Annotated in this window: 9 protein-coding genes; all 9 read right to left on the bottom strand. The window is 53.0% G+C overall.

All coding sequences use genetic code 11. From position 1 onward, the window contains the following. On the bottom strand, positions 1-528 hold a 528-nt coding region (locus tag KHQ23_RS07265; protein WP_040196903.1), incomplete at its 3' end, for a GTP-binding protein. A gap of 69 nt (positions 529-597) precedes the next feature. After that, the gene (gene fusA, locus KHQ23_RS07260; RefSeq protein ID WP_002920103.1) at positions 598-2,712 is read right to left on the bottom strand and encodes an elongation factor G; all 2,115 of its coding nucleotides are present in this window, start codon (positions 2,710-2,712) and stop codon (positions 598-600) included. Between the two features lie 96 nt (positions 2,713-2,808). Further along, positions 2,809-3,279, bottom strand: coding sequence for a 30S ribosomal protein S7 (gene rpsG / locus KHQ23_RS07255; RefSeq protein ID WP_002920113.1), 471 nt, complete (start codon positions 3,277-3,279; stop codon positions 2,809-2,811). A 96-nt stretch (positions 3,280-3,375) separates the two neighbouring features. Beyond that, positions 3,376-3,750, bottom strand: a complete 375-nt coding sequence (rpsL, locus tag KHQ23_RS07250) for a 30S ribosomal protein S12 (RefSeq protein ID WP_002920115.1) — start codon at positions 3,748-3,750, stop codon at positions 3,376-3,378. Positions 3,751-3,874: 124 nt separating this feature from the next. After that, positions 3,875-4,162: a sulfurtransferase complex subunit TusB gene (gene tusB / locus KHQ23_RS07245; protein ID WP_002920119.1), complete on the bottom strand. Its 288-nt coding sequence runs from the start codon at positions 4,160-4,162 to the stop codon at positions 3,875-3,877. 7 nt (positions 4,163-4,169) lie between these two features. After that, the gene (gene tusC, locus KHQ23_RS07240) at positions 4,170-4,529 is read right to left on the bottom strand and encodes a sulfurtransferase complex subunit TusC (RefSeq protein ID WP_004185917.1); all 360 of its coding nucleotides are present in this window, start codon (positions 4,527-4,529) and stop codon (positions 4,170-4,172) included. Then, a complete protein-coding gene (gene tusD / locus KHQ23_RS07235; RefSeq protein WP_002920128.1) occupies positions 4,529-4,915 on the bottom strand; it encodes a sulfurtransferase complex subunit TusD in 387 nt (128 codons plus the stop codon). The genes tusC and tusD overlap by 1 nt, the downstream gene beginning before the upstream one ends. Then, positions 4,915-5,637 (bottom strand): transcriptional regulator, encoded by a 723-nt coding sequence (locus KHQ23_RS07230; RefSeq protein ID WP_002920130.1) that lies wholly within the window; start codon positions 5,635-5,637, stop codon positions 4,915-4,917. Before KHQ23_RS07230 ends, tusD begins: the two co-directional genes overlap by 1 nt. 168 nt (positions 5,638-5,805) lie before the next feature. After that, positions 5,806-6,636: an FKBP-type peptidyl-prolyl cis-trans isomerase gene (gene fkpA / locus KHQ23_RS07225; RefSeq protein WP_004174060.1), complete on the bottom strand. Its 831-nt coding sequence runs from the start codon at positions 6,634-6,636 to the stop codon at positions 5,806-5,808. Positions 6,637-6,793 lie beyond the last annotated feature (157 nt).

Raw genomic sequence — 6,793 nt, 5'->3', positions numbered from 1 at the left:
CAGAGCAGAACCACGAACGATCGGAGTGTCGTCGCCCGGGAAATCGTACTGAGACAGCAGTTCACGAACTTCCATCTCAACCAGTTCCAGCAGCTCTTCGTCATCAACCATGTCGCATTTGTTCAGGAACACGATGATGTACGGAACGCCTACCTGACGACCCAGCAGGATGTGCTCACGAGTCTGCGGCATCGGGCCGTCAGTCGCAGCAACAACCAGGATCGCGCCGTCCATCTGCGCAGCACCGGTGATCATGTTTTTAACATAGTCGGCGTGGCCCGGGCAGTCTACGTGCGCGTAGTGGCGAGTCGGGGTGTCATATTCAACGTGAGAGGTGTTGATGGTGATACCACGAGCTTTTTCTTCCGGCGCGTTATCGATCTGGTCGAATGCGCGAGCGGAACCACCGTAGGTTTTAGCCAGAACGGTAGTGATGGCAGCAGTCAGGGTAGTTTTACCATGGTCAACGTGGCCGATAGTACCAACGTTGACGTGCGGTTTTGTACGTTCAAATTTTTCTTTAGACACGGCTATATTCCTTACTATAGTGCTCTCCCCTTCGGAGAGAGCACGGGACTTAGGTTTTAATCCTGTGGATTATTTACCACGGGCTTCAATAACGGCCTGAGCAACGTTGTTCGGCGCATCATCATACTTCAGGAATTCCATGGTGTATGATGCACGACCTTTGGTCAGAGAACGCAGCTGAGTTGCATAACCGAACATTTCGGACAGCGGTACTTCAGCGTGGATCTTAACGCCGGTTACTTCGGATTCCTGACCGCGCAGCATACCGCGACGACGGCTCAAGTCACCGATAACGTCACCAGTGTTCTCTTCCGGAGTTTCTACTTCAACCTTCATGATCGGCTCAAGCAGAACTGGTTTTGCTTTCTTAAAGCCTTCTTTAAAGGCAATAGACGCAGCCAGTTTAAACGCCAGCTCAGAGGAGTCAACGTCGTGGTAAGAACCGAAGTGCAGACGGATACCCATATCAACTACCGGGTAACCTGCCAGCGGACCAGCTTTCAGCTGTTCCTGGATGCCTTTATCAACGGCCGGGATGTATTCGCCAGGAATTACACCACCTTTGATGTCGTTGATGAACTCGTAACCTTTCGGGTTAGAGCCCGGCTCCAGCGGGTACATGTCGATCACAACGTGACCGTACTGACCACGACCACCAGACTGCTTGGCGTGTTTACCTTCGATATCGGTAACTTTCGCGCGAATCGCTTCACGGTAAGCAACCTGAGGTTTACCGACGTTCGCTTCAACGTTGAATTCACGCTTCATACGGTCAACGATGATGTCGAGGTGCAGCTCACCCATACCGGCGATAATGGTCTGGTTAGACTCTTCGTCAGTCCATACGCGGAAAGACGGGTCTTCTTTAGCCAGACGACCCAGAGCCAGACCCATTTTTTCCTGGTCAGCTTTGGTTTTCGGCTCAACGGCGATGGAGATTACCGGCTCAGGGAATTCCATACGCTCCAGAATGATCGGCGCATCCGGGTCACACAGGGTGTCACCAGTGGTTACGTCTTTCAGACCGATAGCAGCAGCGATGTCGCCCGCGCGAACTTCTTTGATCTCTTCACGTTTGTTAGCGTGCATCTGAACGATACGACCGAAACGCTCACGTGCAGCTTTCACGGAGTTCAGTACGGTATCACCAGAGTTAACCACACCGGAGTACACGCGGAAGAAGGTCAGGTTACCCACGAACGGGTCGGTAGCGATTTTGAACGCCAGTGCAGAGAACGGCTCGTCGTCGCTTGCGTGACGCTCAGCCGGGGTATCTTTACCGTCGTCCAGGATACCGTTGATCGCAGGTACGTCAACCGGGGATGGCAGGTAATCAATTACCGCATCCAGCATCGCCTGAACGCCTTTGTTCTTGAACGCAGAACCACAGGTTACCAGGATGATTTCGTTGTTCAGAACGCGCTGACGCAGAGCTTTTTTGATCTCTTCTTCAGTCAGTTCTTCACCACCCAGGTATTTTTCCATCAGCTCTTCAGAAGCTTCAGCTGCGGATTCGATCAGGTTCTGGTGCCATTCATCAGCCAGGTCCTGCATGTCAGCCGGGATATCTTCGTATTCGAAGGTTACGCCCTGGTCTGCATCGTTCCAGTTGATGGCTTTCATTTTCACCAGGTCAACAACGCCGGTGAAACCTTCTTCAGCACCAATTGCCAGCTGCAGCGGAACCGGGTTCGCGCCCAGACGGGTTTTGATCTGACCAACAACTTTCAGGAAGTTAGCGCCCATGCGGTCCATTTTGTTAACGAACGCGATGCGCGGAACTTTATATTTGTTTGCCTGACGCCATACGGTTTCAGACTGCGGCTGAACACCACCAACTGCGCAGTAAACCATTACCGCACCATCAAGAACACGCATGGAACGTTCTACTTCGATAGTGAAGTCAACGTGCCCCGGGGTGTCGATGATGTTTACGCGGTGCGGTTCATACTGTTTGGCCATACCAGACCAGAATGCAGTAGTCGCAGCGGAAGTGATGGTGATACCACGTTCCTGCTCCTGCTCCATCCAGTCCATGGTAGCGGCGCCGTCATGAACTTCACCGATTTTGTGGTTTACACCGGTGTAGAACAGAATACGTTCGGTAGTAGTGGTTTTACCGGCGTCGATGTGCGCACTGATACCGATGTTACGGTAGCGTGCGATGGGTGTTGTACGAGCCATTTGATTCCTCGTTTATTTCTTTAGGCGTTCAGTTAAGTTATCCAGAGCGGGCGACTCATCTGAAGCGCCCGCCTGGTGACTATGACTCCGAAGGGATTACCAACGGTAGTGAGCGAACGCCTTGTTGGCTTCGGCCATACGGTGAACGTCTTCACGTTTCTTAACTGCAGTACCTTTGTTGTCTGCAGCATCAGTGAGTTCGTTCGCCAGGCGCAGAGCCATGGATTTATCACCGCGTTTACGAGCAGCTTCAACGATCCAACGCATTGCCAGGGCATTACGACGGACCGGACGAACTTCAACTGGAACCTGATAAGTAGAACCACCTACGCGGCGGGACTTAACTTCGACAGTCGGGCGCACGTTTTCGAGCGCAACTTCGAAGGCTTCCAGTTCAGATTTACCAGAACGCTGAGCCAGGGTCTCCAGCGCGCTGTATACGATAGTTTCTGCAGTAGATTTTTTACCATCTACCATCAGGATATTGACAAATTTAGCCAGCAGTTCTGATCCGAACTTCGGATCCGGCAGAATTTTACGCTGACCAATGACGCGACGACGTGGCATGGAAATACTCCGTTGTTAATTCAGGATTGTCCAAAACTCTAAGAGTTTAGTATGACATTAAGATAAATCAGTTTGGCCTTACTTAACGGAGAACCATTAAGCCTTAGGACGCTTCACGCCGTACTTGGAGCGAGCCTGCTTACGGTCTTTAACGCCGGAGCAGTCAAGCGCACCACGAACGGTGTGGTAACGAACACCCGGAAGGTCTTTAACACGACCGCCACGGATCAGGATCACGGAGTGCTCCTGCAGGTTGTGACCTTCACCACCGATGTAGGAGGTGACTTCGAAACCGTTAGTCAGACGCACACGGCAAACTTTACGCAGTGCGGAGTTCGGTTTCTTAGGAGTGGTGGTATATACGCGAGTACATACGCCACGTTTCTGCGGGCAGGCTTCCAGCGCTGGCACGTTGCTCTTTGCAACTTTGCGCGCGCGTGGTTTGCGTACCAGCTGGTTAATTGTTGCCATTAAATAGCTCCTGGTTTTAGCTTTTGCTTCGTAAACACGTAATAAATCGCCTCATATATTATGAGGACGCAGAATTTTAGGGCGGTGCCGAAAAGGTGTCAAGAAATATACAACGATCCCGCCATCACCAGGCCAACTGACCGGCATGTTTGACTGTGAGTCTGACGAAATCAGTATAGCTAACCCTGCCGACACTGTCCGCAATTTGACCAGCCAGCCCGCGGGCGTCAACGTCGTCTTGCAGCACGTATAAGGTTATGGGGGCGGATTGCAGGATCTCAAGGAAGCGACCATCGGCGATGGCCGCGGTGACGCCGTCAGACAGTAGTACCAGATCGTCGCCGTGCTCCATCAAACGAAGCATCGCTGCGATGTCGGCATGCCAGGGGGAAACACTGAGCGTATGGAGCATGGGGGCCTCAGAAACGCAAAATCACATCAAATTCATGCAGACGGGCGCGCAGGGCATCCGGCGCCAGGCATTCGACATCCACCACCCACGGGGTCGTGGGATCCAGGCCGCGCTCTCGCGCTGAGTCGGCGCACAGCCAGCACTGGTCGATATCATATAGCGACAGCAATTTAAAGGTAGCGATGTAGTCGCGGGCCAGCACAGCGCCAGGCCGCTGTTCGGGTAACAGCTGAAACACGCCGTCGCCCACAAAAAACACGCCAATATCGTCGGTGAGCGCGGAGGTTGCTAATAAGGCATCGAGGCCTTCCCTGCCAGCGGCGCTGCCGTGCGGCGCAGAGGAAAATACAAAAGCCACACGTTTCATCAGAACTGCACCATCCGATCGCAAGTAAGCGCCGCTTCCGCTAGCGCGCCGAGCCCGCTCAAGGTAAAACCCGGCTGCAAATTGTGGCCAGGCAGAGCGAGCTGTTGCGCTTCGCGTTCGTCCGTTACGCCACGACGCAGGGCGGCCGCCACGCAGATATGCAGCGCGACGCCGTGCTCATCGTGGAGGGATTGCCACCCGCGCACCAGATCGAACTCATCGCTGGCGGGCGCCGTCAACTGGTTAGCGTTAAGCACGCCTTCGCGATAGAAAAAAACGCACGCCAGCTCATGGCCTTCCTGCAGCACGGCCTGGGCAAATTGCCAGGCGCTGCTCGCCTGCTGCGTGCCATAGGCTGGGCCGGTCACCGTGAGGGCAAAACGCATTACTTATCCAGCCCCTGGAAATCGCCGCTTTTGAACTGGCGAATATAGAGGTAGACGGTGTGCTTGGAGATGTTCAGACGATCGGCTACCTGGTTAATAGCGTCTTTAATATCGAAGATCCCTTTCTCGTAGAGATTCAGCACGATTTGACGGTTTTTCGCATTGTTAGACACGCTGCGATCGGCATTCACCTCTTCAATGGTGAACTCCAGCGTCTGGGCGACCAGATCGTCTACCGAAGAAGCAAAGTTCACCGGCGAGTTCACTTCAGGCGTTTCTGGCGGAATAAAGGTGCTCATGATCTGGGAAAACGGCACATCCAGATTCATGTTGATACACAGCAGACCAATCACCCGGTGATCGCGGTTGCGAATGGCAATCGTCACCGACTTCATCAGTACGCCGCTTTTAGCACGGGTAAAGTAGCATTTGGAAACGCTGCTATCGGCGCCCGTCATATCGTGCAGCATGCGCAGCGCAAGATCGGTAATCGGTGAACCAATTTGGCGGCCGGTATGTTCACCATTGGCGATACGGATGGCAGAGCATTTCAGATCCTGCAAAGAATGCAGCACGATTTCACAGTGCGAACCGATGAGCATCGCCAACCCGTCCACTACCGCTTCATAAGATTTGAGAATATCGAAATCGGTCTGGTCAAAGGGACGTTGATCCAGCAGGTCAAGCTCGCTGGTTTCATTGGTTAAAAGCGACCTGGACATGAAAAAAAGCACTCCTTTTCAGGAGCCTGTCGTTATTGTCAGGGCAGGCTCATCATCATTATTAAGCTATCTAAAGTAATACAGCGCCTGAGGATCTTTCCAGTTTTAATTATATCTGCGCTCAATAAAAAAGCCGCCGCCTCTGACGAGACGGCGGCCTGAACCTGATTACTTCTTAGCGTCAGCTTTCGCGTCCGCGGCTTTCGCATCGCCTGCGGCTTCCGGCTGTGCATCTGCCTTCGGCGCCGGTTTGATATCCAGCAGTTCTACATCAAAGACCAGCGTAGAGTTGGCCGGGATGCCCGGGACGCCAGTTTTACCGTAGGCCAGGTCCGGCGGAATAACCAGCTTGATTTTGCCGCCTTTCTTGATGTTCTTCAGGCCTTCAGTCCAGCCCGGGATCACGCCGTCGAGACGGAAAGAGAGCGGCTCGCCGCGAGTATAAGAGTTATCAAACTCTTTACCGTCGATCAGGGTACCTTTGTAGTTTACCACCACGGTATCGCTGTCTTTCGGCGCATCGCCAGCGCCTTCTTTCTCGACTTTATACAGCAGGCCAGTTTTTGAGGTTTTCACGCCCTTCTCTTTGGCAAAGTTGTCACGGAACGCTTTGCCTTTGGCTTCGTTCTCAGTGGCGTCTTTTTCCATTTTCTGCTGAGCCGCGGTCTTCACGCGCGTTTCAAAGGCCTGCAGAGTCTGTTCGATCTCCTGGTCGGACAGTTTGCTCTTATCGGCAAACGCGTCCTGTACGCCGGCGATCAGCTGGGCTTTATCCAGCTTAATGCCCAGCTTCTCTTGTTCTTTCAGGGAGTTTTCCATGTAACGCCCCAGGGACGCGCCCAGCGCATAGGCCGATTTCTGATCGTCATTTTTAAATGCCGATTTACTCTCAGCCGCCGGGGCTGCCTTCGTTGCCGTATCTGCAGCGAAGGTCAGCGGTGCATTCAGGGCTACGGCCATTGTGGTCGCCAGCAGCGTTACTTTAAACAGTGATTTCATCCATTTCTCCAGGGCCGGGGCCTCTCGCCCCAGGGTTATCGTAAAAAGCAAAAAACGTACTATAGAACGTTGCCGTTAAAATCTACATACGGACGTTCCTGAATATCGCCTCTTTTAGGACTATTTTTGTATGAATAAGTTTCCTGTACGGCGCAGC

Source organism: Klebsiella sp. 64 (assembly GCF_018223915.1).
GTDB lineage: Bacteria > Pseudomonadota > Gammaproteobacteria > Enterobacterales > Enterobacteriaceae > Klebsiella > Klebsiella pneumoniae.
The sequence above is the reverse complement of the archived record's forward strand: the minus strand, read 5'-3'. Positions and strand labels throughout refer to the sequence as shown.

Bases quoted from the DNA above. Each gene is read 5' to 3' on its own strand.
- fusA (WP_002920103.1), bottom strand. From the start codon at position 2,712: ATGGCTCGTACAACACCCATCGCACGCTACCGTAACATCGGTATCAGT.
- rpsG (WP_002920113.1), bottom strand. From the start codon at position 3,279: ATGCCACGTCGTCGCGTCATTGGTCAGCGTAAAATTCTGCCGGATCCG.
- rpsL (WP_002920115.1), bottom strand. From the start codon at position 3,750: ATGGCAACAATTAACCAGCTGGTACGCAAACCACGCGCGCGCAAAGTT.
- tusB (WP_002920119.1), bottom strand. From the start codon at position 4,162: ATGCTCCATACGCTCAGTGTTTCCCCCTGGCATGCCGACATCGCAGCG.
- tusC (WP_004185917.1), bottom strand. From the start codon at position 4,529: ATGAAACGTGTGGCTTTTGTATTTTCCTCTGCGCCGCACGGCAGCGCC.
- tusD (WP_002920128.1), bottom strand. From the start codon at position 4,915: ATGCGTTTTGCCCTCACGGTGACCGGCCCAGCCTATGGCACGCAGCAG.
- KHQ23_RS07230 (WP_002920130.1), bottom strand. From the start codon at position 5,637: ATGTCCAGGTCGCTTTTAACCAATGAAACCAGCGAGCTTGACCTGCTG.
- fkpA (WP_004174060.1), bottom strand. From the start codon at position 6,636: ATGAAATCACTGTTTAAAGTAACGCTGCTGGCGACCACAATGGCCGTA.